The organism is Stutzerimonas sp. KH-1, assembly GCF_054483855.1.
The window spans coordinates 2760442-2780471 of sequence record NZ_CM137011.1 but is presented as its reverse complement, the minus strand read 5'-3'; the positions used below and the strand labels follow the sequence as shown (position 1 = coordinate 2780471).

Annotated in this window: 31 protein-coding genes; 30 read left to right on the top strand and 1 reads right to left on the bottom strand. The window is 59.4% G+C overall.

Annotated elements, in window-relative coordinates:
* Positions 1 to 55 precede the first annotated feature (55 nt).
* The 28 genes from rplC to ACX1DW_RS13370 all read left to right on the top strand — a co-directional run bounded on the left by rplC (position 56) and on the right by ACX1DW_RS13370 (position 14960).
* Entirely contained in the window at positions 56 to 691 is a 636-nt protein-coding gene (gene rplC / locus ACX1DW_RS13505; RefSeq protein WP_063544055.1) for a 50S ribosomal protein L3, read from the top strand.
* Positions 692 to 703: 12 nt separating this feature from the next.
* Entirely contained in the window at positions 704 to 1306 is a 603-nt protein-coding gene (gene rplD / locus ACX1DW_RS13500) for a 50S ribosomal protein L4 (RefSeq protein WP_049326038.1), read from the top strand.
* Positions 1303 to 1602, top strand: a complete 300-nt coding sequence (gene rplW / locus ACX1DW_RS13495) for a 50S ribosomal protein L23 (protein WP_003281842.1) — start codon at positions 1303 to 1305, stop codon at positions 1600 to 1602. Before rplD ends, rplW begins: the two co-directional genes overlap by 4 nt.
* A 14-nt stretch (positions 1603 to 1616) precedes the next feature.
* A complete protein-coding gene (gene rplB / locus ACX1DW_RS13490) occupies positions 1617 to 2438 on the top strand; it encodes a 50S ribosomal protein L2 (RefSeq protein ID WP_063544057.1) in 822 nt (273 codons plus the stop codon).
* Between the two features lie 16 nt (positions 2439 to 2454).
* The gene (gene rpsS, locus ACX1DW_RS13485) at positions 2455 to 2730 is read left to right on the top strand and encodes a 30S ribosomal protein S19 (protein ID WP_003293029.1); all 276 of its coding nucleotides are present in this window, start codon (positions 2455 to 2457) and stop codon (positions 2728 to 2730) included.
* A gap of 13 nt (positions 2731 to 2743) precedes the next feature.
* A complete protein-coding gene (gene rplV, locus ACX1DW_RS13480) occupies positions 2744 to 3076 on the top strand; it encodes a 50S ribosomal protein L22 (protein ID WP_003304070.1) in 333 nt (110 codons plus the stop codon).
* A gap of 13 nt (positions 3077 to 3089) precedes the next feature.
* Positions 3090 to 3776 (top strand): 30S ribosomal protein S3, encoded by a 687-nt coding sequence (gene rpsC, locus ACX1DW_RS13475; protein ID WP_003289210.1) that lies wholly within the window; start codon positions 3090 to 3092, stop codon positions 3774 to 3776.
* Positions 3777 to 3788: 12 nt separating this feature from the next.
* Positions 3789 to 4202 (top strand): 50S ribosomal protein L16, encoded by a 414-nt coding sequence (gene rplP / locus ACX1DW_RS13470; protein WP_003281836.1) that lies wholly within the window; start codon positions 3789 to 3791, stop codon positions 4200 to 4202.
* Complete coding sequence (gene rpmC, locus ACX1DW_RS13465) at positions 4202 to 4393, top strand: 50S ribosomal protein L29 (protein ID WP_003281834.1); 192 nt, start codon at positions 4202 to 4204, stop codon at positions 4391 to 4393. Before rplP ends, rpmC begins: the two co-directional genes overlap by 1 nt.
* A gap of 2 nt (positions 4394 to 4395) precedes the next feature.
* A complete protein-coding gene (gene rpsQ / locus ACX1DW_RS13460) occupies positions 4396 to 4662 on the top strand; it encodes a 30S ribosomal protein S17 (protein ID WP_003281832.1) in 267 nt (88 codons plus the stop codon).
* A gap of 23 nt (positions 4663 to 4685) precedes the next feature.
* Positions 4686 to 5054: a 50S ribosomal protein L14 gene (gene rplN, locus ACX1DW_RS13455; protein WP_003281831.1), complete on the top strand. Its 369-nt coding sequence runs from the start codon at positions 4686 to 4688 to the stop codon at positions 5052 to 5054.
* 11 nt (positions 5055 to 5065) lie between these two features.
* Entirely contained in the window at positions 5066 to 5380 is a 315-nt protein-coding gene (rplX, locus tag ACX1DW_RS13450) for a 50S ribosomal protein L24 (RefSeq protein ID WP_003304067.1), read from the top strand.
* A gap of 19 nt (positions 5381 to 5399) precedes the next feature.
* The gene (gene rplE / locus ACX1DW_RS13445; RefSeq protein WP_102840420.1) at positions 5400 to 5939 is read left to right on the top strand and encodes a 50S ribosomal protein L5; all 540 of its coding nucleotides are present in this window, start codon (positions 5400 to 5402) and stop codon (positions 5937 to 5939) included.
* Positions 5940 to 5952: 13 nt separating this feature from the next.
* Positions 5953 to 6258, top strand: a complete 306-nt coding sequence (rpsN, locus tag ACX1DW_RS13440) for a 30S ribosomal protein S14 (RefSeq protein ID WP_014821629.1) — start codon at positions 5953 to 5955, stop codon at positions 6256 to 6258.
* A 179-nt stretch (positions 6259 to 6437) separates the two neighbouring features.
* Complete coding sequence (gene rpsH, locus ACX1DW_RS13435; RefSeq protein ID WP_003293036.1) at positions 6438 to 6830, top strand: 30S ribosomal protein S8; 393 nt, start codon at positions 6438 to 6440, stop codon at positions 6828 to 6830.
* Positions 6831 to 6842: 12 nt separating this feature from the next.
* A complete protein-coding gene (gene rplF / locus ACX1DW_RS13430; RefSeq protein WP_063544063.1) occupies positions 6843 to 7376 on the top strand; it encodes a 50S ribosomal protein L6 in 534 nt (177 codons plus the stop codon).
* Positions 7377 to 7386: 10 nt separating this feature from the next.
* A complete protein-coding gene (gene rplR, locus ACX1DW_RS13425; protein ID WP_003293038.1) occupies positions 7387 to 7737 on the top strand; it encodes a 50S ribosomal protein L18 in 351 nt (116 codons plus the stop codon).
* Positions 7738 to 7740: 3 nt separating this feature from the next.
* Positions 7741 to 8241: a 30S ribosomal protein S5 gene (gene rpsE, locus ACX1DW_RS13420; RefSeq protein ID WP_003293040.1), complete on the top strand. Its 501-nt coding sequence runs from the start codon at positions 7741 to 7743 to the stop codon at positions 8239 to 8241.
* Positions 8242 to 8243: 2 nt separating this feature from the next.
* Positions 8244 to 8426: a 50S ribosomal protein L30 gene (gene rpmD / locus ACX1DW_RS13415; protein ID WP_003289195.1), complete on the top strand. Its 183-nt coding sequence runs from the start codon at positions 8244 to 8246 to the stop codon at positions 8424 to 8426.
* A gap of 2 nt (positions 8427 to 8428) precedes the next feature.
* Positions 8429 to 8863 carry a 50S ribosomal protein L15 gene (rplO, locus tag ACX1DW_RS13410; RefSeq protein ID WP_003293041.1) on the top strand — a complete coding sequence of 145 codons (435 nt, stop codon included), beginning with the start codon at positions 8429 to 8431 and terminating at the stop codon, positions 8861 to 8863.
* Positions 8864 to 10192, top strand: coding sequence for a preprotein translocase subunit SecY (gene secY, locus ACX1DW_RS13405; RefSeq protein ID WP_063544065.1), 1329 nt, complete (start codon positions 8864 to 8866; stop codon positions 10190 to 10192).
* Positions 10193 to 10221: 29 nt separating this feature from the next.
* Complete coding sequence (gene rpmJ, locus ACX1DW_RS13400; protein WP_043217073.1) at positions 10222 to 10338, top strand: 50S ribosomal protein L36; 117 nt, start codon at positions 10222 to 10224, stop codon at positions 10336 to 10338.
* 129 nt (positions 10339 to 10467) lie between these two features.
* Complete coding sequence (gene rpsM / locus ACX1DW_RS13395; RefSeq protein WP_003289190.1) at positions 10468 to 10824, top strand: 30S ribosomal protein S13; 357 nt, start codon at positions 10468 to 10470, stop codon at positions 10822 to 10824.
* A 30-nt stretch (positions 10825 to 10854) separates the two neighbouring features.
* Positions 10855 to 11244, top strand: a complete 390-nt coding sequence (rpsK, locus tag ACX1DW_RS13390) for a 30S ribosomal protein S11 (protein WP_003281811.1) — start codon at positions 10855 to 10857, stop codon at positions 11242 to 11244.
* A gap of 17 nt (positions 11245 to 11261) precedes the next feature.
* Positions 11262 to 11882 (top strand): 30S ribosomal protein S4, encoded by a 621-nt coding sequence (gene rpsD, locus ACX1DW_RS13385; protein WP_011911999.1) that lies wholly within the window; start codon positions 11262 to 11264, stop codon positions 11880 to 11882.
* A gap of 22 nt (positions 11883 to 11904) precedes the next feature.
* Positions 11905 to 12906 (top strand): DNA-directed RNA polymerase subunit alpha, encoded by a 1002-nt coding sequence (locus tag ACX1DW_RS13380; protein ID WP_003293045.1) that lies wholly within the window; start codon positions 11905 to 11907, stop codon positions 12904 to 12906.
* Between the two features lie 45 nt (positions 12907 to 12951).
* The gene (gene rplQ, locus ACX1DW_RS13375) at positions 12952 to 13341 is read left to right on the top strand and encodes a 50S ribosomal protein L17 (RefSeq protein WP_011912000.1); all 390 of its coding nucleotides are present in this window, start codon (positions 12952 to 12954) and stop codon (positions 13339 to 13341) included.
* Positions 13342 to 13502: 161 nt separating this feature from the next.
* On the top strand, positions 13503 to 14960 hold the full coding sequence (locus tag ACX1DW_RS13370) for a catalase (RefSeq protein WP_200600364.1): 1458 nt from the start codon (positions 13503 to 13505) through the stop codon (positions 14958 to 14960).
* A gap of 69 nt (positions 14961 to 15029) precedes the next feature.
* Here the strand turns inward: ACX1DW_RS13370 and uvrA are convergent, their stop codons facing one another.
* Positions 15030 to 17867 carry an excinuclease ABC subunit UvrA gene (gene uvrA / locus ACX1DW_RS13365; protein WP_200600362.1) on the bottom strand — a complete coding sequence of 946 codons (2838 nt, stop codon included), beginning with the start codon at positions 17865 to 17867 and terminating at the stop codon, positions 15030 to 15032.
* Between the two features lie 131 nt (positions 17868 to 17998).
* Here uvrA and ACX1DW_RS13360 point away from each other — a divergent pair, with 131 nt between their 5' ends.
* Positions 17999 to 19366 (top strand): MFS transporter, encoded by a 1368-nt coding sequence (locus ACX1DW_RS13360; protein ID WP_200600360.1) that lies wholly within the window; start codon positions 17999 to 18001, stop codon positions 19364 to 19366.
* Positions 19367 to 19528: 162 nt separating this feature from the next.
* Positions 19529 to 20020, top strand: a complete 492-nt coding sequence (locus ACX1DW_RS13355) for a single-stranded DNA-binding protein (RefSeq protein ID WP_063544073.1) — start codon at positions 19529 to 19531, stop codon at positions 20018 to 20020.
* The last annotated feature ends 10 nt before the right edge of the window (positions 20021 to 20030 follow it).

Here is a 20030-nt window from a genome sequence, read left to right as displayed (position 1 = left end):
TCTGAAATGGGCGGCCATAGCGGGTGAAAGCCCCGTACACTCAAGAGGTTTCAAAATGACTATTGGTGTAGTCGGTCGTAAATGCGGCATGACCCGCGTTTTCACCGAGGATGGTGTCTCTATTCCGGTTACGGTCATCGAGATCGAGCCGAATCGCGTCACTCAGTTCAAAAATGAAGAGAGCGATGGCTATCGTGCAGTGCAGGTCACTGTCGGTGAGCGTCGCGCGTCCCGTGTCACCAAGGCTCAGGCCGGTCACTTCGCCAAGGCGAACGTTGCTGCTGGTCGTGGCGTCTGGGAATTCCGCCTGGATGGCGAGGAGTTCCAGGTTGGTGATCAGATCAATGCCGAGATTTTCCAGGCGGGGCAGCTGGTGGATGTCACCGGTCAGTCCAAGGGTAAAGGCTTTGCCGGTACCATCAAGCGCTGGAACTTCCGTGGTCAGGACAATACCCACGGTAACTCCGTATCCCACCGCGTCCCGGGCTCTATCGGTCAGTGCCAGACTCCAGGTCGTGTATTCAAGGGCAAGAAGATGTCCGGGCACATGGGCGCCGAGCGCGTAACCGTGCAGTCTCTGGAAATCGTGCGCGTCGATGCCGAGCGTAACCTGCTGTTGGTCAAGGGCGCAGTGCCCGGCGCCACCGGTGGTGACGTGTTCGTGCGTCCGGCCGCCAAGGCTCGCGGTTAAGGGGGAGTTCACATGCAATTGAATGTAAATGGCGCACAGGCCATCGAAGTCTCCGATCGCACCTTTGGTGGTGAGTTCAACGAGACGCTGGTGCACCAGGCTGTCGTCGCCTACATGGCTGGCGGTCGTCAGGGTAGCAAGCAGCAGAAAACCCGCTCCGACGTGTCCGGTGGCGGCAAGCGTCCGTGGCGCCAGAAGGGCACCGGTCGCGCGCGCGCCGGTACCACGCGTGGTCCGATCTGGCGTGGCGGTGGTGTGACTTTCGCTGCTCGTCCGCAGAACCATGAGCAGAAGCTGAACAAGAAGATGTATCGCGCTGCGCTGCGTTCCATCCTTGCTGAGCTTGTTCGCTCCGAGCGTCTGGTTGTCGTAGAAGATTTCGCCGTCGAGGCCCCGAAGACCAAGGCGCTTGCTAGCAAGCTCAATGGTATGGGTCTGAGCGACGTGCTGATCGTTTCCGATGCTGTCGATCAGAACCTGTACCTCGCTGCGCGCAATCTGCCGCATGTCGACGTACGTGACGTTCAGGGTTCCGATCCGGTCAGCCTGATCGCCTATGACAAGGTGTTGATCACCGTGTCGGCTGTGAAGAAATTCGAGGAGCTGCTGGGATGAACCAGGAACGCGTATTCAAAGTCCTGCTTGGTCCGCACGTCTCTGAGAAGGCTACCGTGCTGGCTGACAGCAAGAAGCAATTCGTTTTCAAGGTTGCGACCGACGCAACCAAGCTGGAAATCAAGAAGGCTGTTGAGAGCCTGTTCGACGTGAAGGTCGCCGCGGTCAACACCCTGAATGTACAGGGTAAGACCAAGCGCACCGCTCGCGGTCTGGGCAAGCGCAACGACTGGAAGAAGGCGTACATCGCTCTTCAGCCAGGCCAAGATCTCGATTTCTCCGGCAGTGCTGAGTAAGGAAGGGGTGCATCATGGCAATCGTTAAATGCAAACCGACTTCCGCGGGCCGCCGTTTTGTGGTCAAGGTGGTCAATCAGGAGCTGCACAAAGGCGCTCCTTACGCACCGCTGCTCGAGAAGAAGTCGAAGTCTGGCGGCCGTAACAACAACGGTCGTATCACCACCCGCCACATTGGTGGTGGTCATAAGCAGCACTATCGTCTGGTCGATTTTCGTCGCAACAAGGATGGCATTCCGGCCATCGTCGAGCGCATCGAATACGATCCGAACCGTACTGCGCACATCGCGCTGCTGAAGTATGCCGACGGTGAGCGTCGCTACATCATCGCGCCGAAAGGCGTGAGCGCTGGCGATCAGCTGGTCTCGGGCATCAATGCTCCGATCAAGGCTGGTAACAGCCTGCCGCTGCGTAACATCCCGCTGGGTTCTACCGTTCACGGTGTCGAGCTCAAGCCGGGCAAGGGCGCTCAGATCGCTCGTTCAGCTGGTGCTTCGGCTCAGCTGGTCGCTCGCGAGGGTTCCTACGTGACGCTGCGTCTGCGTTCCGGCGAGATGCGCAAAGTGCTGGCTGAGTGCCGTGCGACCCTGGGCGAGGTCTCGAACTCCGAGCATAGCCTGCGTTCGCTGGGTAAAGCCGGTGCCAAGCGCTGGAAGGGCATTCGTCCGACCGTTCGTGGTGTCGCGATGAACCCGGTCGATCACCCGCACGGTGGTGGTGAAGGTCGTACCTCCGGTGGTCGTCATCCGGTGTCGCCATGGGGCTTCCCGACTAAGGGCGCGAAGACCCGCACTAACAAGCGCACCGATAACATGATCGTCCGTCGTCGCAAGTAACTAGAGGGATACGACAGTGCCGCGTTCTCTGAAAAAAGGTCCTTTTATCGATCTTCACCTACTGAAGAAGGTCGAAGCGGCGGTGGAAAAGAACGATCGCAAGCCAGTCAAGACCTGGTCGCGCCGTTCGATGATCCTGCCGCAAATGGTCGGTCTGACCATCGCTGTACATAACGGTCGTCAACATGTCCCGGTCCTGGTGTCCGAAGACATGGTCGGCCACAAACTCGGCGAGTTCGCTGCTACCCGCACTTATCGCGGGCACGTCGCGGACAAGAAAGGCAAGCGCTAAGGGGTAAGGAAAGATGGAAGTAGCCGCTAAGTTGTCGGGCGCTCGCATCTCCGCCCAGAAAGCCCGCCTGGTCGCCGACCAGATCCGCGGGAAGAAGGTGGGCGACGCGCTCAACCTCCTGGCTTTCAGTAGCAAGAAAGCCGCCGAGATCATGAAGAAAGTGCTGGAGTCGGCCGTTGCCAACGCCGAGCACAACGAAGGCGCCGATGTGGATGATCTGAAAGTCTCCACGGTCTTCGTCAACGAGGGGCGTTCGCTTAAGCGCATCATGCCGCGTGCCAAGGGCCGCGCTGATCGCATCGTCAAGCGGTCTTGCCATATCACTGTCAAGGTTGCGGACAAGTAACGGAGTCGATCAGATGGGTCAGAAAGTACATCCCACTGGCATTCGCCTGGGAATCGTCAAGGAGCACACCTCCGTCTGGTACGCAGACGGCCGCACGTATGCAGACTATCTGCTTGCAGATCTGAACGTGCGTGAGTACCTCCAAGACAAACTAAAAAGCGCGTCCGTAAGCCGTATCGATATCCATCGCCCGGCTCAAACCGCACGCATCACCATCCACACCGCTCGTCCCGGCATCGTGATCGGCAAGAAAGGTGAAGATGTTGAGAAGCTGCGTCAGGACCTGACCAAGCAAATGGGTGTGCCGGTGCACATCAATATCGAAGAGATCCGCAAGCCGGAGCTCGACGCAATGCTGGTTGCACAGAGCGTAGCTCAGCAGCTGGAGCGTCGCGTGATGTTCCGTCGCGCCATGAAGCGCGCCGTACAGAACGCCATGCGCATTGGTGCCAAGGGCATCAAGATCCAGGTCAGTGGTCGTCTGGGTGGGGCTGAAATCGCCCGTACCGAGTGGTATCGCGAAGGTCGTGTGCCGCTGCACACCCTGCGTGCCGATATCGATTACAACACTTACGAAGCGCACACCACCTACGGTGTGATTGGTGTCAAGGTGTGGATCTTCAAAGGCGAAGTGATTGGTGGTCGCCATGAAGAGCTCAAGCCTCAAGCGCCTGCTCCTCGTAAAAAAGCTGCTAAGTAAGGGGTACGCCAAATGTTGCAACCCAAGCGTACAAAATTCCGCAAGCAGATGACCGGCCACAACCGTGGTCTGGCTCAGCGCGGTAGCAAGGTCAGCTTCGGCGAGTTCGCGCTGAAGTCTGTTTCTCGTGGTCGTCTGACCGCGCGTCAGATCGAGGCTGCACGTCGTGCGCTGACTCGTCACGTCAAGCGTGGCGGTAAGATCTGGATCCGCGTGTTCCCCGACAAGCCCGTTACCAAGAAGCCCCTCGAAGTTCGTATGGGTAAAGGTAAGGGTAGCGTCGAGTACTGGGTAGCCCAGATTCAGCCGGGCAAGGTGCTTTACGAGATCGAGGGTGTTTCCGAAGAGCTGGCGCGTGAGGCTTTCGCCCTGGCCGCTGCAAAGCTGCCGCTCGCCACCTCCTTTGTTAAGCGGACGGTGATGTGATGAAAGCGAATGAACTTCGTGAAAAATCCGTTGAGCAGCTGAACGAGCAACTGCTCGAGCTGCTGCGGGACCAGTTCAATCTGCGTATGCAGAAAGCGACTGGCCAGTTGGGGCAGTCTCACCTGCTCTCGCAAGTCAAGCGCGACATCGCTCGTGTCAAGACTGTGCTCAACCAGCAGGCAGGTAAGTGATCATGGCTGAAGCTCAGAAAACCGTCCGCACGCTGACCGGCCGCGTCGTCAGCGACAAGATGGACAAGACCATCACCGTACTGATCGAGCGTCGCGTGAAGCACCCGATCTACGGCAAATACGTGAAGCGTTCGACCAAACTGCACGCCCACGACGAAACCAACCAGTGCCGTATCGGCGACAAGGTCACCATCCGCGAGACTCGTCCGCTGGCCAAGACCAAGACCTGGATGCTGGTTGACGTCGTTGAACGTGCCGTCGAAGTCTAAGGGCTAGGGGTCGGAGAAATTATATGATTCAGACTCAATCCATGCTCGATGTGGCTGATAACAGTGGCGCTCGTCGCGTCATGTGTATCAAGGTGCTCGGCGGTTCGCACCGTCGTTACGCCGGCATCGGCGACATTATCAAGGTTACCGTCAAGGAAGCGATTCCTCGTGGCAAGGTCAAGAAAGGCCAGGTTATGACCGCTGTTGTGGTTCGTACCCGCCATGGTGTCCGTCGTCCCGATGGTTCCATCATCCGCTTCGATGGCAACGCTGCTGTTCTGTTGAACAACAAGCAAGAGCCTATCGGCACCCGTATCTTTGGGCCGGTGACGCGTGAGCTTCGTACAGAGAAGTTCATGAAGATCGTCTCGCTCGCCCCTGAAGTGCTGTAAGGAGTAGCCGCATGCAAAAGATTCGTCGCAACGACGAGATCATCGTCATCGCCGGCAAAGACAAGGGCAAGCGCGGTAAGGTGCTCAAGGTGCTCGCTGACGACCGTCTGGTCGTCGGTGGGATCAACCTCGTCAAGCGCCATACCAAGCCGAACCCGATGTCCGGCGTTCAGGGCGGTATCGTCGAGAAAGAGGCGCCTTTGCACGTCTCTAACGTCGCCATTTTCAACGGCGAAACCAACAAGGCAGACCGTGTTGGCTTCAAGGTTGAAGAAGGCAAGAAAATTCGTGTCTTCAAGTCGACCCAGAAGCCGGTTGACGCTTGAGACTGCTAGGTAGATAACCATGGCACGACTAAAAGAAGTTTATCGGAAGGAAATCGCGCCCAAGCTGAAGGAAGAGCTTCAGCTTAAGAACGTGATGGAAGTTCCGCGCATTACCAAGATCACCCTCAACATGGGTATTGGCGAGGCGATCGGTGACAAGAAGATCATCGACAACGCTGTCGCTGACCTGGAAAAGATTACCGGCCAGAAGGTCGTGGTCACTCATGCTCGCAAGTCCATCGCTGGCTTCAAGGTCCGCGAAGGCTGGCCGATCGGTGTCAAGGTGACGCTGCGTCGTGAGCGTATGTACGAGTTCCTGGATCGTCTGCTCTCCATTTCCCTGCCGCGCGTACGTGATTTCCGCGGCCTGAACGCCAAGTCCTTTGATGGACGTGGCAACTACAGCATGGGCGTGAAAGAGCAGATCATCTTTCCGGAGATCGATTACGACAAGATCGATGCCCTGCGTGGTCTGGACATCACTCTGACCACCACTGCCCGGACGGATGAAGAAGGTCGCGCTTTGCTGCGTGCCTTCAACTTCCCGTTCCGTAACTGATTGGAGTAGGCACATGGCTAAGCAAAGCATGAAGAACCGTGAGCTGAAGCGTCAGCAAACGGTCGCCAAGTTCGCCCAGAAGCGTGCGGCACTGAAGGCAATCATCGCAAGCCCGGAGTCCTCTCCGGAAGCGCGCTGGGAAGCTCAGGTCGCACTGCAGAAGCAGCCTCGTGACGCCAGCGCTTCGCGCCTGCGCAACCGCTGCCGTCTGACTGGTCGTCCGCACGGCGTCTATCGCAAGTTCGGCCTCGCGCGCAACATGCTGCGTCAGGCCGCAATGCGCGGTGACGTGCCGGGCCTGGTCAAGGCCAGCTGGTAACAGAGCAACAGGACCTTCGGGTCCTGTTTGTTTTTCGATCAAGCCCCCTGTGGGGCTTGATTCGTTTATGGCGACTCTCTAGAATGTTCGGCTCGCCTGAGCCTCGCACTTTGCCGGGTTTGTCCATTGGCGACACGAGCCGTTAAGGCTTATTTTTTTGTTTTAGGAGCTAAGAGCCCATGAGTATGCAGGACCCGTTAGCGGACATGCTAACTCGTATCCGTAATGCCCAGATGGCCGAGAAGTCCGTCGTAAGCATGCCGTCTTCCACGCTGAAGGTGGCTGTAGCCAATGTTCTTCAGGGTGAAGGCTATATCGCGGGATACCAGGTCAGCGGTGATGCCAAGCCGCAGCTGTCCATCGAGCTGAAGTACTTCGAAGGCCGTCCGGTCATCGAAGAGCTCAAGCGCGTAAGTCGTCCTGGCCTGCGCCAGTACAAGTCCGTTGACCAGTTGCCGAAAGTACGCGGTGGCCTGGGCGTGTCGATCGTCTCCACCAACAAGGGTGTGATGACTGATCGTGCTGCTCGCGCTGCTGGTGTTGGCGGCGAAGTGCTTTGCACTGTGTTCTAAGGGGGGATAAGCATGTCTCGCGTTGCTAAGAACCCCGTCAAGCTGCCTGCTGGCGTCGAAATCAAGATGTCCGGTCAGCAGCTTTCGGTGAAGGGCGCAAAAGGCGCTCTCGAACTGAATGTTCATCCGTCTGTGGAAGTGATCCAAGAATCCGGCGAGCTGCGCTTTGCCGGTCGTAACGGTGATCAGCAGACTCGCGCCATGGCTGGTACCACTCGTGCGCTGGTCAACAACATGGTGATCGGCGTCAGCCAGGGCTTCGAGCGCAAGCTTCAGCTGGTTGGTGTAGGTTACAAGGCGCAAGCCAAGGGTCAGGTGCTGAACCTCGCGCTCGGTTTCTCCCATCCGATCGACTATGCGTTGCCGGAAGGTGTGGTCGCCGAAACCCCGAACCAGACCGAGATCCTGATCAAGGGTGTCGATAAGCAACTGGTTGGTCAGGTCGCCGCGGAGATTCGCGATTTCCGTCGCCCTGAACCTTATAAGGGCAAGGGCGTTCGTTACGCGGATGAAGTTGTCCGTCGTAAAGAAGCCAAGAAGAAGTAGGGCATAGCAAATGACCGACAAAAAAGTTACTCGACTGCGTCGCGCTCGCAAAGCACGCCTGAAAATGCACGAGCTCGAAGCCGTGCGTCTGTGCGTCTATCGCTCTTCGCAGCACATCTACGCCCAGGTCATTTCGGCCGACGGCAGCAAGGTTCTGGCCAGCGCCTCTACCTTGGACAAAGCATTGCGTGATGGCGCCACTGGCAATGTCGACGCGGCCAAGAAAGTTGGCGAGCTGGTTGCCGAGCGTGCAAAAGCCGCTGGTGTAACGCAGGTTGCATTCGACCGTTCTGGCTTCAAGTACCACGGTCGTGTCAAGGCACTGGCCGATGCTGCTCGTGAAGGCGGGCTGGAGTTCTAAGTTATGGCAAATAACGAGCAAAAGCGCGACGAAGGCTACATCGAGAAGCTGGTTCAAGTTAACCGCGTCGCAAAAACCGTAAAGGGTGGCCGTATCTTCACCTTCACCGCTCTGACTGTCGTTGGAGACGGAAAGGGTCGTGTTGGCTTCGGCCGTGGCAAGTCCCGCGAAGTGCCGGCTGCCATCCAGAAGGCCATGGAAGCGGCTCGCCGCAATATGATCCAGGTCGACCTGAATGGCACTACCCTGCAGTACCCAACCAAGGCTGCGCATGGTGCTTCCAAGGTATACATGCAGCCAGCCTCCGAAGGTACTGGTGTGATTGCCGGTGGCGCCATGCGTGCGCTGCTGGAAGTTGCTGGTGTTCAGAACGTTCTGGCCAAGTGCTACGGCTCTACCAATCCGGTGAACGTTGTGCATGCCACCTTCAAGGGCCTGAAGGCCATGCAGTCGCCCGAATCCGTGGCAGCCAAGCGTGGCAAGAGCGTCGAGGAGATTCTCTAACCATGGCTAACGCTACTGTCAAAGTCACGCTGGTCAAAAGCGTGAACGGCCGTCTGGCCAATCACAAGGCGTGCGTCAAGGGCTTGGGCCTGCGTCGCATTGGTCATACCGTTGAGGTTCAGGATACTCCTGAGAACCGTGGCATGATCAACAAGGCCTATTACCTTCTCCGTGTGGAGGGCTAATCATGCAATTGAACGATCTGCGTTCCGCGCCGGGTGCCCGTCGCGAAAAGCTGCGTCCCGGTCGTGGTATCGGTAGCGGTCTCGGTAAGACCGGTGGCCGTGGTCACAAGGGTCAGACTTCCCGTTCCGGTGGCAAGATTGCTCCCGGTTTCGAGGGTGGTCAGCAGCCGTTGCACCGCCGTCTGCCGAAGTTCGGTTTCGTCTCGCTGAAGGCTATGGATCGCGCGGAAGTGCGTACTTCCGAGTTGGCAAAGGTCGAGGGTGATGTCGTTACCGTGCAAAGCCTGAAAGACGCCAACGTCATCAACCAGAACGTACAGCGCGTGAAAATCATGCTGTCCGGCGAGGTTGGTCGTGCGGTGACGCTCAAGGGTATCGCAGCCACCAAGGGTGCGCGTGCGGCTATCGAAGCAGCTGGCGGCAAGTTCGAGGAATAAATGGCTAAGCAAGGTGCTCTCTCCGCGCTGAGTAATGGTGGTCTGTCCGAACTATGGGCTCGTCTGCGCTTTCTGTTCATGGCGATCATCGTCTACCGGATTGGCGCACACATCCCTGTTCCCGGGATCAATCCCGATCGACTGGCCGAACTGTTCCGTCAGAACGAGGGGACCATCCTTAGCTTGTTCAACATGTTTTCCGGCGGCGCGCTGGAGCGCATGAGCATCTTTGCATTGGGGATCATGCCGTACATTTCGGCCTCGATCATCATGCAGCTCATGACCGCTGTCAGTCCGCAGCTGGAGCAGTTGAAGAAAGAAGGTGAGGCCGGGCGTCGCAAGATCAGCCAGTACACCCGTTACGGCACGCTGGTGCTCGCGATCGTTCAGGCCGTCGGCATGTCCGTCGGTCTGGCCGGTCAGGGGGTCGCGTTCAGCAACGATTTCGGCTTCTACTTCGTCGCCATCACAACCTTCGTGTCTGGTGCGATGTTCATGATGTGGCTGGGTGAGCAGATCACCGAGCGAGGCGTTGGTAACGGCATCTCGATGCTGATCTTCGCTGGTATCGTCGCGGGGTTGCCGGGCGCGCTTGGCCAGTCCTTCGAGTCTGCTCGTCAGGGCGACATCAACATCATTGCGCTGCTTGCTGTTGGCCTCCTGGCTGTTGCAATCATCGGTTTCGTGGTCTTCATCGAGCGTGGCCAGCGGCGTATCGCCGTGCACTACGCCAAGCGGCAGCAAGGTCGTAAGGTTTTCGCTGCGCAGACCAGCCATTTGCCGTTGAAGGTGAATATGGCGGGGGTTATCCCGGCCATCTTCGCTAGCAGCATCCTGTTGTTCCCTGCCTCGCTTGGTCAGTGGTTCGGTCAATCCGAGAGCATGGGCTGGTTGGCTGACATCTCGCAGGCGATTGCCCCAGGGCAGCCGTTGAATATCCTGCTGTTCAGTGCTGGCATCATATTCTTCTGCTTCTTCTATACGGCGTTGATGTTCAACCCGAAGGATGTTGCTGAGAATCTGAAGAAGTCCGGTGCGTTTATTCCCGGGATTCGTCCTGGTGAGCAATCGGCGCGTTATATCGATGGCGTGCTGACTCGCTTGACCATGTTCGGCGCCCTGTACATGACGGCTGTATGCCTGTTGCCGCAGTTTCTCGTGGTTGCAGCGAATGTGCCGTTCTACCTCGGTGGGACCTCGTTGCTGATCGTGGTTGTGGTTGTCATGGACTTCATGTCCCAAGTGCAATCGCACCTCATGTCGCACCAGTACGATTCCCTGATGAAGAAAGCCAACCTGAAGGGCTACGGCAGCGGCATGCTCCGCTGAGGTTGCTCGTAAGGTTCTAGGAGTTGGTGATGAAAGTTCGTGCATCGGTTAAAAAGCTGTGCCGCAACTGCAAGGTCATTCGTCGCGACGGTGTCGTGCGCGTGATCTGCAGCGCAGAACCGCGTCACAAGCAGCGCCAAGGCTGATTGTGTAAAGCGTGAGAACCCGGCAGCTAGTGCGCTGCCGGGTTGAATATTTGTTATTACAGCGTTAATATCTCGCGCCCTTTTCTTGGCTTCCGGGGCGTAGGTAGCTGTCAATTGGAGTTTCACTGAATGGCCCGTATTGCAGGCGTCAACATTCCGGATAACAAGCACACTGTTATCTCGCTGACCTACATCTACGGTGTTGGTCGCACCCGCGCGCAGGAAATCTGCGCTGCTACCGGTGTGAATCCGGCAGCAAAGATCAAGGATCTTTCCGACGAGCAGGTCGAACTGCTGCGTGGCGAAGTCGGCAAGTTCATCGTTGAAGGCGACCTGCGTCGCGAAGTCAACATGAAAATCAAGCGCTTGATGGACCTGGGTTGCTATCGCGGCCTGCGTCATCGTCGTGGTCTGCCGGTTCGCGGTCAGCGCACCAAGACCAACGCACGTACCCGTAAGGGCCCGCGCAAGCCGATCCGCAAGTAATCGCGTTAGCGAATCGACAGGAATCTAGTCATGGCAAAACCTGCTGCTCGTCCTCGTAAAAAAGTCAAAAAGACAGTGGTTGATGGCATCGCCCACATCCACGCGTCTTTCAATAACACCATCGTGACCATCACTGATCGTCAGGGCAATGCGCTGTCCTGGGCTACCTCCGGTGGTTCGGGCTTCCGCGGTTCGCGTAAGTCCACTCCGTTCGCTGCTCAGATCGCCGCTGAGCGCGCTGGTCAGGCCGCTCTGGAATACGGTCTGAAGAACCTCGACGTCAACGTCAAGGGCCCAGGTCCGGGTCGCGAATCCGCTGTGCGTGCTCTGAACGCCTGCGGCTATAAAATCGCCAGCATCACCGACGTGACGCCGATCCCGCATAACGGGTGCCGTCCGCCGAAGAAGCGCCGCGTGTAATCAGGAGACAGTAAAGAATGGCTCGTTATATTGGTCCCAAGTGCAAACTGTCTCGTCGTGAAGGCACTGATCTCTTCCTGAAGAGTGGTGCGCGCGCGCTCGAATCCAAGTGCAACATTGAAACCCCGCCGGGTGTACATGGTCAGCGTCGTGGCCGTCTGTCCGACTACGGCACTCAGCTGCGCGAGAAGCAGAAAGTCCGCCGCATCTACGGTGTGCTGGAGCGTCAGTTCAGCGGTTACTACAAGGAAGCCGCCAGTCGTAAGGGCGCTACCGGCGAAAACCTGCTGCAGCTGCTCGAATGCCGCCTGGACAACGTCGTGTACCGTATGGGCTTCGGCTCCACTCGTGCCGAATCGCGTCAGCTGGTGTCGCACAAGTCGATCACAGTCAACGGTCAGACCGTGAACATCCCGTCCTACCAGGTTAAAGCCGGTGACGTGGTTGCTGTTCGCGAGAAGTGCCGTAACCAGCTGCGTATCGCCCAGGCCCTCGAACTGTGCGCACAGCGCGGCCGCGTTGAATGGGTCGAAGTAGACGCCGACAAGAAATCCGGTGTTTTCAAGAATGTTCCGGCTCGCAGCGATCTGTCCGCCGACATCAACGAAAACCTGATTGTCGAGCTCTACTCCAAGTAAGGGCTAGAAAATAGGTGTATCCATGCAGAGTTCGGTAAATGAGTTCCTGACCCCCCGCCATATCGATGTGCAGGTGGTCAGTCCGACCCGTGCCAAGATCACTCTCGAGCCCCTCGAGCGTGGTTTTGGCCACACCCTGGGCAACGCGCTGCGTCGTATTCTGTTGTCCTCCATGCCCGGCTGCGCTGTGGTCGAGGCTGAGATCGACGGTGTGCTCCACGAGTACAGCGCCATCGAGGGCGTGCAGGAAGATGTAATCGAAATCCTGCTCAACCTCAAAGGTATCGCCATCAAGCTGCACGGCCGTGATGAAGTGACCTTGAGCCTGGTGAAGAAGGGCGCGGGCGCTGTTACCGCTGCCGATATCCAGCTGGATCACGATGTTGAAATCGTCAATGGCGATCACCTGATCGCCAATCTGGCGGCCAACGGCTCGCTCAACATGAAGCTCAAGGTCGCTCGCGGCCGTGGTTACGAGCCTGCTGATGCGCGTCAGAGCGACGAAGATGAAAGCCGTAGCATCGGCCGTCTTCAGCTCGACGCCACCTTCAGCCCGGTTCGTCGCGTGGCTTATGTGGTCGAGAATGCTCGTGTCGAGCAGCGCACCAACCTGGACAAGCTGGTCATTGACCTGGAAACCAACGGCACCCTGGATCCCGAAGAGGCGATCCGTCGTGCAGCGACCATCCTGCAACAGCAGCTGGCTGCGTTCGTCGACCTGAAAGGCGACAGCGAGCCGGTGGTTGTCGAGCAGGAAGACGAGATCGATCCGATCCTGTTGCGTCCGGTGGATGACCTGGAACTGACCGTACGTTCGGCCAACTGCCTCAAGGCAGAAAACATCTACTACATTGGTGATCTGATCCAGCGCACCGAAGTAGAGCTGTTGAAAACGCCGAACCTGGGCAAGAAGTCCCTGACCGAGATCAAGGACGTTCTGGCTTCGCGTGGTTTGTCCCTCGGTATGCGCCTGGATAACTGGCCGCCGGCAAGTCTCAAGAAGGACGATAAGGCCACTGCCTGATCGCCCCCAGTAACCGAACTGAACGTTTGGTAAGGAATTTCAATCATGCGTCATCGTAAAAGTGGCCGTCATCTGAGCCGCACCAGCGCCCACCGCAAGGCCATGTTCCAGAACATGGCGGTGTCGCTGTTCGAGCACGAACTGATCAAGACCACCCTGCCCAAGGCCAAGGAACTGCGTCGCGTTGCCGAGCCGCTGATCACCCTGGCCAAGGAAGACAGCGTTGCCAACCGCCGCCTGGCGTTCGACCGTACCCGTTCGAAAGCTGCCGTAGGCAAGCTGTTCAACGATCTGGGCAAGCGCTACGCCACCCGTCAGGGCGGTTATCTGCGCATCCTCAAGTGCGGTTTCCGCGCAGGGGACAACGCACCTATGGCTTACGTCGAGCTGGTTGACCGTCCGGTCGCTGGTGAGGTCGAAGCCGCAGCCGAGTAATCGGTCTCTGTATGAAGAACCGGGCCTAGGCCCGGTTTTTTATTGTCTTAGCGATGGTTACGCTCTATCAGATTGGTTTGTTTAATAAATTAGTTCTTTATTGGCGTCTCGTTAGAATTCTCCTCAAGCCGACTTAACCGGTATGTACAAGGAGATACAGCATGAGCCAAGGCAAGACCCTCACCACCGCTGGTGGCGCCCCCGTTGCCGACAATCAGAATTCTCGTTCAGCCGGGCCTCGTGGCCCTTTGTTGCTGGATGACTTCCACCTGGTCGAAAAGCTCGCCCATTTCAACCGCGAAGTCATTCCGGAGCGTCGTGTGCACGCCAAGGGCTCCGGCGCCTATGGCACGTTTACCGTGACCGCAGACATAACTCACCTCACCCGTGCCAAGCTGTTCGAGTCCGTTGGCAAGCAAACGCCCCTGTTCCTGCGCTTTTCCACGGTAGGGGGTGAGCGCGGCTCGGCGGATACCGAGCGTGATCCTCGCGGCTTCGCGGTGAAGTTCTATACCGAGGAAGGCAATTGGGACGTGGTGGGTAACAACACGCCGGTCTTCTTCATCCGCGATCCGCTGAAATTTCCGGATTTCATCCATACGCAAAAGCGTGGCCCACGGACCAATCTGAAGAGCCCGCAGATGATGTGGGACTTCTGGTCGCACTCGCCCGAGGCGTTGCATCAGGTCACCATCCTGTTTTCCGATCGTGGCATCCCCGATGGTTATCGGTTCATGCACGGCTTCGGCAGCCACACCTTCAGCCTGGTCAATAGTGAAGGCGAGCGGCACTGGGTGAAGTTCCACTTCAAGAGCATGCAAGGGATCAGAAACCTGCATCCGAGCGAGGCAGCACGCCTTGCCGGCAGCGATCCCGATTATGCGCAGCGGGATCTTTTCCACGCGATCGAGCGGAGCGAGTTTCCCAGGTGGAAGCTCTGCATCCAGGCGATGAGCGAGGCGGAGGCGGCCAGCCGTGCCGAAAATCCTTTCGACGTCACCAAGGTCTGGTCGCAGAAGGAGTTTCCGCTGATCGAAGTGGGGGTAGTCGAGCTGAATCGCAATCCGCAGAACTATTTCGCCGAGGTCGAACAGGCTGCCTTTGCCCCGAGCAACGTCGTCCCGGGTATCGGCCTGTCGCCGGATCGCATGCTGCAGGGGCGGGTATTCGCTTACGCCGATGCCCATCGCTACCGCGTCGGCACCAACCATCAGCAGCTTCCGGTCAATGCGCCGCGTTGCCCGGTCCACAACTATCAGCGTGATGGCGCGATGCGTTTTGATGGCAACGGTGGTTCGGCGCCAAACTACGAGCCGAACAGCTATAGCGACGCCCCCAAGCAGGCGGCGCAATACGCCGAACCGGCGCTTGCGCTCTCCGGCGCAGCTGACCGGTATGACCACAGGGCCGATGAGGACTATTTCAGCCAGGCGGGTGCTCTGTTCCGTCTGATGACAGCCGAGCAGCAGAACCTGCTGATCGGGAATATAGTCGGTGCGATGATGGGCGTTTCGCGTGACGTACAGTTGCGTCAGCTGGGTCACTTCTTCAAGGCCGACCCGGCATACGGAGCAGGTGTCGCCCGGGGGCTTGGCATCGATCCGAACGAAGTCGCCTAAGCCATATCGAGCGTGGAGCGTTTAGAAGCCGGCCTCGTAAGAGGCCGGTTTTTTTTTTGTGGCTGCTCGTCAGTGGCGGTCGCGCTCCAGCAGCGGTTTGAGGAAATGTCCGGTGTGCGATTGCGGCATTTCCGCGACCTCTTCCGGTGTGCCGCTGGCGATGATCTGACCGCCCTTGGAGCCGCCTTCCGGCCCGAGGTCGACCAGCCAGTCGGCGGTCTTGATCACGTCCAGGTTGTGCTCGATGACCACCACGGTGTTGCCATGGTCGCGTAGGCGATGCAGCACGTCGAGCAGTTGCTGGATGTCGGCAAAATGCAGGCCGGTGGTGGGTTCGTCGAGGATGTACAGAGTCTTGCCGGTGTCGCGCTTGGACAGCTCGCGGGACAGCTTGACCCGCTGCGCCTCACCGCCGGATAGCGTGGTCGCGCTCTGTCCCAGCTTGATGTACGACAGCCCGACGTCCATCAGCGTCTGCAGCTTGCGCGCCACCGCCGGCACCGGATCGAAGAACTCGCGGGCTTCCTCGATGGTCATGTCCAGCACCTCGGTGATGCTCTTGCCCTTGTACTTCACCTCCAGCGTCTCACGGTTGTAGCGCTTGCCCTTGCACACATCGCAGGGAACGTAGATATCCGGCAGGAAGTGCATCTCCACCTTGATCACGCCGTCGCCTTGGCAGGCTTCGCAGCGGCCACCCTTGACGTTGAAGGAGAAACGCCCTGGCCCGTAACCGCGAGAACGGGCTTCCGGCACGCCAGCGAACAGCTCGCGAATCGGCGTGAACAGGCCAGTGTAGGTTGCCGGGTTGGAGCGCGGGGTGCGGCCGATGGGGCTCTGGTCGATGTCGACGACCTTGTCCAGGTGCTGCAGGCCATCGAAGCTGTCGTAGGGTGCGACCTCCAGCGTGGTCGCACCATTGAGTGCCGTGGCGGTGATCGGGAACAGTGTGTTGTTGATCAGCGTCGATTTGCCCGAGCCGGACACGCCGGTGATGCAGGTCAGCAGGCCAACCGGAATCTCCAGGTCGACGTTGCGCAGGTTGTTGCCACGGGCGCCCTTTAGCTTGAGCAGCTTTTTCGAATCGCGACGGGTGCGCTCCGGCGGATAGTTGATCTTCACTCGGCCGGACAGGTACTTGCCAGTCAGCGAGTTCGGGTGCGCCATCACCTCGTCCGGCGTGCCTTCGGCGACGATGCGGCCGCCGTGCACGCCGGCACCCGGCCCGATGTCGACTACGTAGTCGGCAAGGCGGATGGCGTCCTCGTCGTGCTCGACCACGATCACCGTATTGCCGATGTCGCGCAGGTGGCGCAGGGTACCGAGCAGGCGTTCATTGTCGCGCTGGTGCAGGCCGATCGACGGCTCATCGAGGATGTACATCACGCCGACCAGGCCGGCGCCGATCTGGCTCGCCAGGCGGATGCGCTGGGCCTCGCCGCCGGACAGCGTGTCCGCGCTGCGGTCCAGGGTCAGGTAGTCGAGGCCGACGTTGACCAGGAACTGCAGACGCTCGCGGATCTCCTTGAGGATCTTGTCGGCGATTTCGCCGCGACGGCCGCTGAGCGAAAGTCCGCCGAAATAATTGGTGGCGTCACCGATGGGCAGTGCCGTGACTGCCGGCAGGGTCTTGTCGCCGACCCATACGTGGCGGGCTTCGCGGCGCAAGCGCGTGCCGCGGCATTCCGGGCAGGGCTGGGTGCTGAGGTATTTGGCCAGCTCCTCGCGTACGGAATTGGATTCGGTCTCGCGGTAGCGGCGCTCGAGGTTGGGGATGATGCCTTCGAACGGGTGCGAACGTTTGACGATGTCGCCGCGGTCGTTGAGATAGCGGAACTCGACGTTCTCACGGCCACTGCCACGCAAAATGTACTTTTGATGGTCAGCCGCCAGCGAGTCGAAGGGTTCGTCCAGGCTGAAGCCGCAATGCGAGGCCAGTGAGCCGAGCATCTGGAAATAGTAGACGTTGCGCCGGTCCCAGCCGCGAATCGCGCCCTCGGCCAGGGTCAGCTCGCCGTTGACCAGGCGCTTGGCATCGAAGAACTGCTTGACCCCGAGGCCATCGCAGGTCGGACAGGCCCCTGCCGGATTGTTGAAAGAGAAAAGCTTGGGTTCCAGCTCGCTGATGGAGTGGCCGCAGATCGGGCAGGCGAAGCGCGCCGAGAAGATCATCTCCTCGCCTTCGTCATCCTCCTCCATGGGCGCGACCAGCGCGATGCCGTCCGCCAGTTTCAGCGCCGTCTCGAAGGATTCGGCCAGGCGCTGTTGCAGGTCGCCACGGACCTTGAAGCGATCCACCACGACATCGATGGAGTGCTTCTTCTGCTTGTCCAGCTTGGGCAGTTCGTCCAGCTCATAGAGGCGGCCGTTGACGCGGGCGCGGACGAAGCCCTGGGCACGCAGCTCATCGAACACCGCCAGGTGCTCGCCCTTGCGCTCGCGGATGACCGGAGCCAGCAGCATCAGCTTGCGGCCCTCGGGCAGTGCCAGCACCTGGTCGACCATCTGGCTGACGGTCTGCGCTTCCAGCGGCGCGTCATGGTCCGGGCAGCGTGGTGTGCCGACCCGTGCGTAGAGCAGGCGCAGGTAGTCGTAGATCTCGGTGATGGTGCCGACGGTGGAGCGCGGGTTGTGCGAGGTGGATTTCTGCTCGATGGAAATGGCCGGGGAGAGCCCTTCGATGGTATCGACATCAGGCTTTTCCATCATCGAGAGGAACTGCCGGGCGTAGGCCGAGAGCGATTCGACGTAGCGGCGCTGGCCTTCGGCATAAAGCGTATCGAACGCCAGTGAAGACTTGCCGGAGCCGGAGAGGCCGGTGATGACGATCAGCTTGTCGCGTGGCAGGGTGAGATCGATGTTCTTCAAGTTGTGGGTGCGGGCCCCACGAATCAGAATCTTGTCCAAAACAGCCTCGCGTGGCGGGCGAAAACCCGAAAGTATACGGCCGGGGTTATGGTCGCGGCAAAACCGTGCGCCTGTGCCGAACAGGGTAGGGCTGCTAGAATCGCCGCCGGTTCATACAAGCGAGACCCTCCATGCAGGACCCCTACAGCGAGCGCATGAGCGCCAGCGAAACTCGCGCAGCCTCCGGGCTGGCGCTGGTGTTCGCTTTCCGCATGCTCGGCATGTTCATGGTTTTGCCCGTGCTGGCGACCTACGGTATGGATCTGGACGGCGCAACGCCGACCCTGATCGGATTGGCCATCGGTGCCTATGGTTTGACCCAGGCGCTGCTGCAAATTCCCTTCGGTATTCTGTCCGACCGCATCGGGCGCTTGCCTATCATCTATTTCGGTCTGGCGATCTTCGCCGCCGGCGCGGTGCTGGCGGCGATGTCCGACAGCATCTGGGGTGTAATCGCAGGGCGGGTGCTGCAGGGTGCCGGTGCGATCTCCGCCGCGGTGATGGCCTTGCTCTCCGACCTGACCCGCGAGCAGCATCGAACCAAGGCGATGGCGCTGATCGGGGTGAGCATCGGCCTGTCCTTTGCTGTGGCGATGATCATCGGGCCCCTGTTGACGCGTGCCTTCGGTCTTTCCGGGTTGTTCTGGGTGACGGCGGCGATGGCAGTGGTAGGCGGGCTCATCGTTGCGCTGCTGCCCAAGGCCCAGGCTCATTTCCGCCATCGGGAATCCGGGGTCGCCAGGCAGGCGCTGGGTCTGACGCTGCGTCATCCAGACCTGCTGCGCCTGGATTTCAGTATTCTGGCGCTGCACGCGATTCTGATGGCCAGCTTCGTCGCGCTGCCGCTGGCGTTGGTGGAGCAGGGCGCACTGCCGAAGGACGAGCACTGGTGGGTCTACCTCACCGCGTTGTTGATCGGCTTCTTCGGCATGGTCCCGTTCATCATCTATGGCGAGAAGAAGCGCCAGATGCGCCGCGTGTTGCTCGGTGCCGTCTCTGCGCTGCTGCTGTGCGAGCTGTTCTTCTGGTGGTTCGGCAACGGCCTGTGGATGCTGGTGATAGGCATGGTCGCCTTCTTCGTGGCCTTCAATCTGCTGGAGGCCTCGCTGCCGTCCTTGATCAGCAAGGTAGCGCCGGCCGGCGGGAAGGGCACCGCCATGGGGGTCTATTCCACCAGTCAGTTCCTCGGTGCCGGCGTGGGCGGCGTTCTAGGCGGGATGCTCTATCAGCAGGGCGGGCTGGGCCTGGTGTTCGCTGGCTGTGCGGCACTCTGCGCACTGTGGTTCGTGATCGCCTTCAGCATGCGCGAGCCTCCCTATGTCACCAGCCTGCGCCTGCCGCTTTCGGCCGGCGCGCTGAGCAACACCCGGCTCGAGACCGACCTGCTGCACGTGCCTGGCGTGAGCGATGTGCTGATCGTGCTTGACGAGGCGGCGGCCTATGTGAAGGTCGATACGCTGTATCTGGATAGGGACGCACTCAACCGCCTGGTCGCCTGAACGCTGGCGCAGAAAGCGCGGCAGTGCGTGCCGGGGCGCAACTTGAGGGCGCGTCGGTTGGTTGTCAGGGGTGGCTGAGGTAAGATTCGCGGTCATCGGGTTTTTGGAGGCAGGATCGCCTCTGGTGCCCATTTAAATCATATGTTCCAAGAGGAGTTACCCATGGCCAGAGGGGTGAACAAAGTCATCTTGATCGGCAATGTCGGCGGCGACCCGGAAACCCGCTACATGCCCAATGGCAATGCGGTGACCAACATCACGCTGGCAACCACCGACAGCTGGAAAGACAAGCAGACCGGTCAGCTGCAAGAGCGTACCGAGTGGCACCGTGTGGTGCTGTTCGGCAAGGTCGCCGAAATCGCCGGCGAGTACCTGCGCAAGGGTTCGCAGTGCTACATCGAAGGTCGCCTGCAGACGCGCGAGTGGGAGAAGGATGGCGTCAAGCGCTATACCACCGAGATCGTTGTTGATATGAACGGCACCATGCAGCTGCTCGGCGGCCGTGGTGGCAATTCCGACGATGCGCCACGCCAGCCGCGCCCGCAGCGCGAGCCGCAGCAGGCCCCGCGTCAGCAGGCCCAGCCGCAGCAGCCTGCTGCCCGGCAGCAGCCCGCGCCGGACTATGACAGCTTCGACGACGACATCCCCTTCTGAGTCCTTCCTG

What these genes read in the sequence shown, in the direction of transcription:
- rpsE (WP_003293040.1), top strand. Translation starts at nt 7,741, where the DNA reads ATGGCAAATAACGAGCAAAAGCGCGACGAAGGCTACATCGAGAAGCTG.
- rplP (WP_003281836.1), top strand. Translation starts at nt 3,789, where the DNA reads ATGTTGCAACCCAAGCGTACAAAATTCCGCAAGCAGATGACCGGCCAC.
- rplR (WP_003293038.1), top strand. Translation starts at nt 7,387, where the DNA reads ATGACCGACAAAAAAGTTACTCGACTGCGTCGCGCTCGCAAAGCACGC.
- rpmD (WP_003289195.1), top strand. Translation starts at nt 8,244, where the DNA reads ATGGCTAACGCTACTGTCAAAGTCACGCTGGTCAAAAGCGTGAACGGC.
- rplO (WP_003293041.1), top strand. Translation starts at nt 8,429, where the DNA reads ATGCAATTGAACGATCTGCGTTCCGCGCCGGGTGCCCGTCGCGAAAAG.
- rpsC (WP_003289210.1), top strand. Translation starts at nt 3,090, where the DNA reads ATGGGTCAGAAAGTACATCCCACTGGCATTCGCCTGGGAATCGTCAAG.
- rpsN (WP_014821629.1), top strand. Translation starts at nt 5,953, where the DNA reads ATGGCTAAGCAAAGCATGAAGAACCGTGAGCTGAAGCGTCAGCAAACG.
- rplW (WP_003281842.1), top strand. Translation starts at nt 1,303, where the DNA reads ATGAACCAGGAACGCGTATTCAAAGTCCTGCTTGGTCCGCACGTCTCT.
- rplV (WP_003304070.1), top strand. Translation starts at nt 2,744, where the DNA reads ATGGAAGTAGCCGCTAAGTTGTCGGGCGCTCGCATCTCCGCCCAGAAA.
- ACX1DW_RS13370 (WP_200600364.1), top strand. Translation starts at nt 13,503, where the DNA reads ATGAGCCAAGGCAAGACCCTCACCACCGCTGGTGGCGCCCCCGTTGCC.
- secY (WP_063544065.1), top strand. Translation starts at nt 8,864, where the DNA reads ATGGCTAAGCAAGGTGCTCTCTCCGCGCTGAGTAATGGTGGTCTGTCC.
- ACX1DW_RS13355 (WP_063544073.1), top strand. Translation starts at nt 19,529, where the DNA reads ATGGCCAGAGGGGTGAACAAAGTCATCTTGATCGGCAATGTCGGCGGC.
- rpsD (WP_011911999.1), top strand. Translation starts at nt 11,262, where the DNA reads ATGGCTCGTTATATTGGTCCCAAGTGCAAACTGTCTCGTCGTGAAGGC.
- rplB (WP_063544057.1), top strand. Translation starts at nt 1,617, where the DNA reads ATGGCAATCGTTAAATGCAAACCGACTTCCGCGGGCCGCCGTTTTGTG.
- rpsQ (WP_003281832.1), top strand. Translation starts at nt 4,396, where the DNA reads ATGGCTGAAGCTCAGAAAACCGTCCGCACGCTGACCGGCCGCGTCGTC.
- ACX1DW_RS13380 (WP_003293045.1), top strand. Translation starts at nt 11,905, where the DNA reads ATGCAGAGTTCGGTAAATGAGTTCCTGACCCCCCGCCATATCGATGTG.
- rplF (WP_063544063.1), top strand. Translation starts at nt 6,843, where the DNA reads ATGTCTCGCGTTGCTAAGAACCCCGTCAAGCTGCCTGCTGGCGTCGAA.
- ACX1DW_RS13360 (WP_200600360.1), top strand. Translation starts at nt 17,999, where the DNA reads ATGCAGGACCCCTACAGCGAGCGCATGAGCGCCAGCGAAACTCGCGCA.
- rpsM (WP_003289190.1), top strand. Translation starts at nt 10,468, where the DNA reads ATGGCCCGTATTGCAGGCGTCAACATTCCGGATAACAAGCACACTGTT.
- rplD (WP_049326038.1), top strand. Translation starts at nt 704, where the DNA reads ATGCAATTGAATGTAAATGGCGCACAGGCCATCGAAGTCTCCGATCGC.
- rpmC (WP_003281834.1), top strand. Translation starts at nt 4,202, where the DNA reads ATGAAAGCGAATGAACTTCGTGAAAAATCCGTTGAGCAGCTGAACGAG.
- rplQ (WP_011912000.1), top strand. Translation starts at nt 12,952, where the DNA reads ATGCGTCATCGTAAAAGTGGCCGTCATCTGAGCCGCACCAGCGCCCAC.
- rpmJ (WP_043217073.1), top strand. Translation starts at nt 10,222, where the DNA reads ATGAAAGTTCGTGCATCGGTTAAAAAGCTGTGCCGCAACTGCAAGGTC.
- rpsK (WP_003281811.1), top strand. Translation starts at nt 10,855, where the DNA reads ATGGCAAAACCTGCTGCTCGTCCTCGTAAAAAAGTCAAAAAGACAGTG.
- rplX (WP_003304067.1), top strand. Translation starts at nt 5,066, where the DNA reads ATGCAAAAGATTCGTCGCAACGACGAGATCATCGTCATCGCCGGCAAA.
- rplE (WP_102840420.1), top strand. Translation starts at nt 5,400, where the DNA reads ATGGCACGACTAAAAGAAGTTTATCGGAAGGAAATCGCGCCCAAGCTG.
- rpsH (WP_003293036.1), top strand. Translation starts at nt 6,438, where the DNA reads ATGAGTATGCAGGACCCGTTAGCGGACATGCTAACTCGTATCCGTAAT.
- rplN (WP_003281831.1), top strand. Translation starts at nt 4,686, where the DNA reads ATGATTCAGACTCAATCCATGCTCGATGTGGCTGATAACAGTGGCGCT.
- rplC (WP_063544055.1), top strand. Translation starts at nt 56, where the DNA reads ATGACTATTGGTGTAGTCGGTCGTAAATGCGGCATGACCCGCGTTTTC.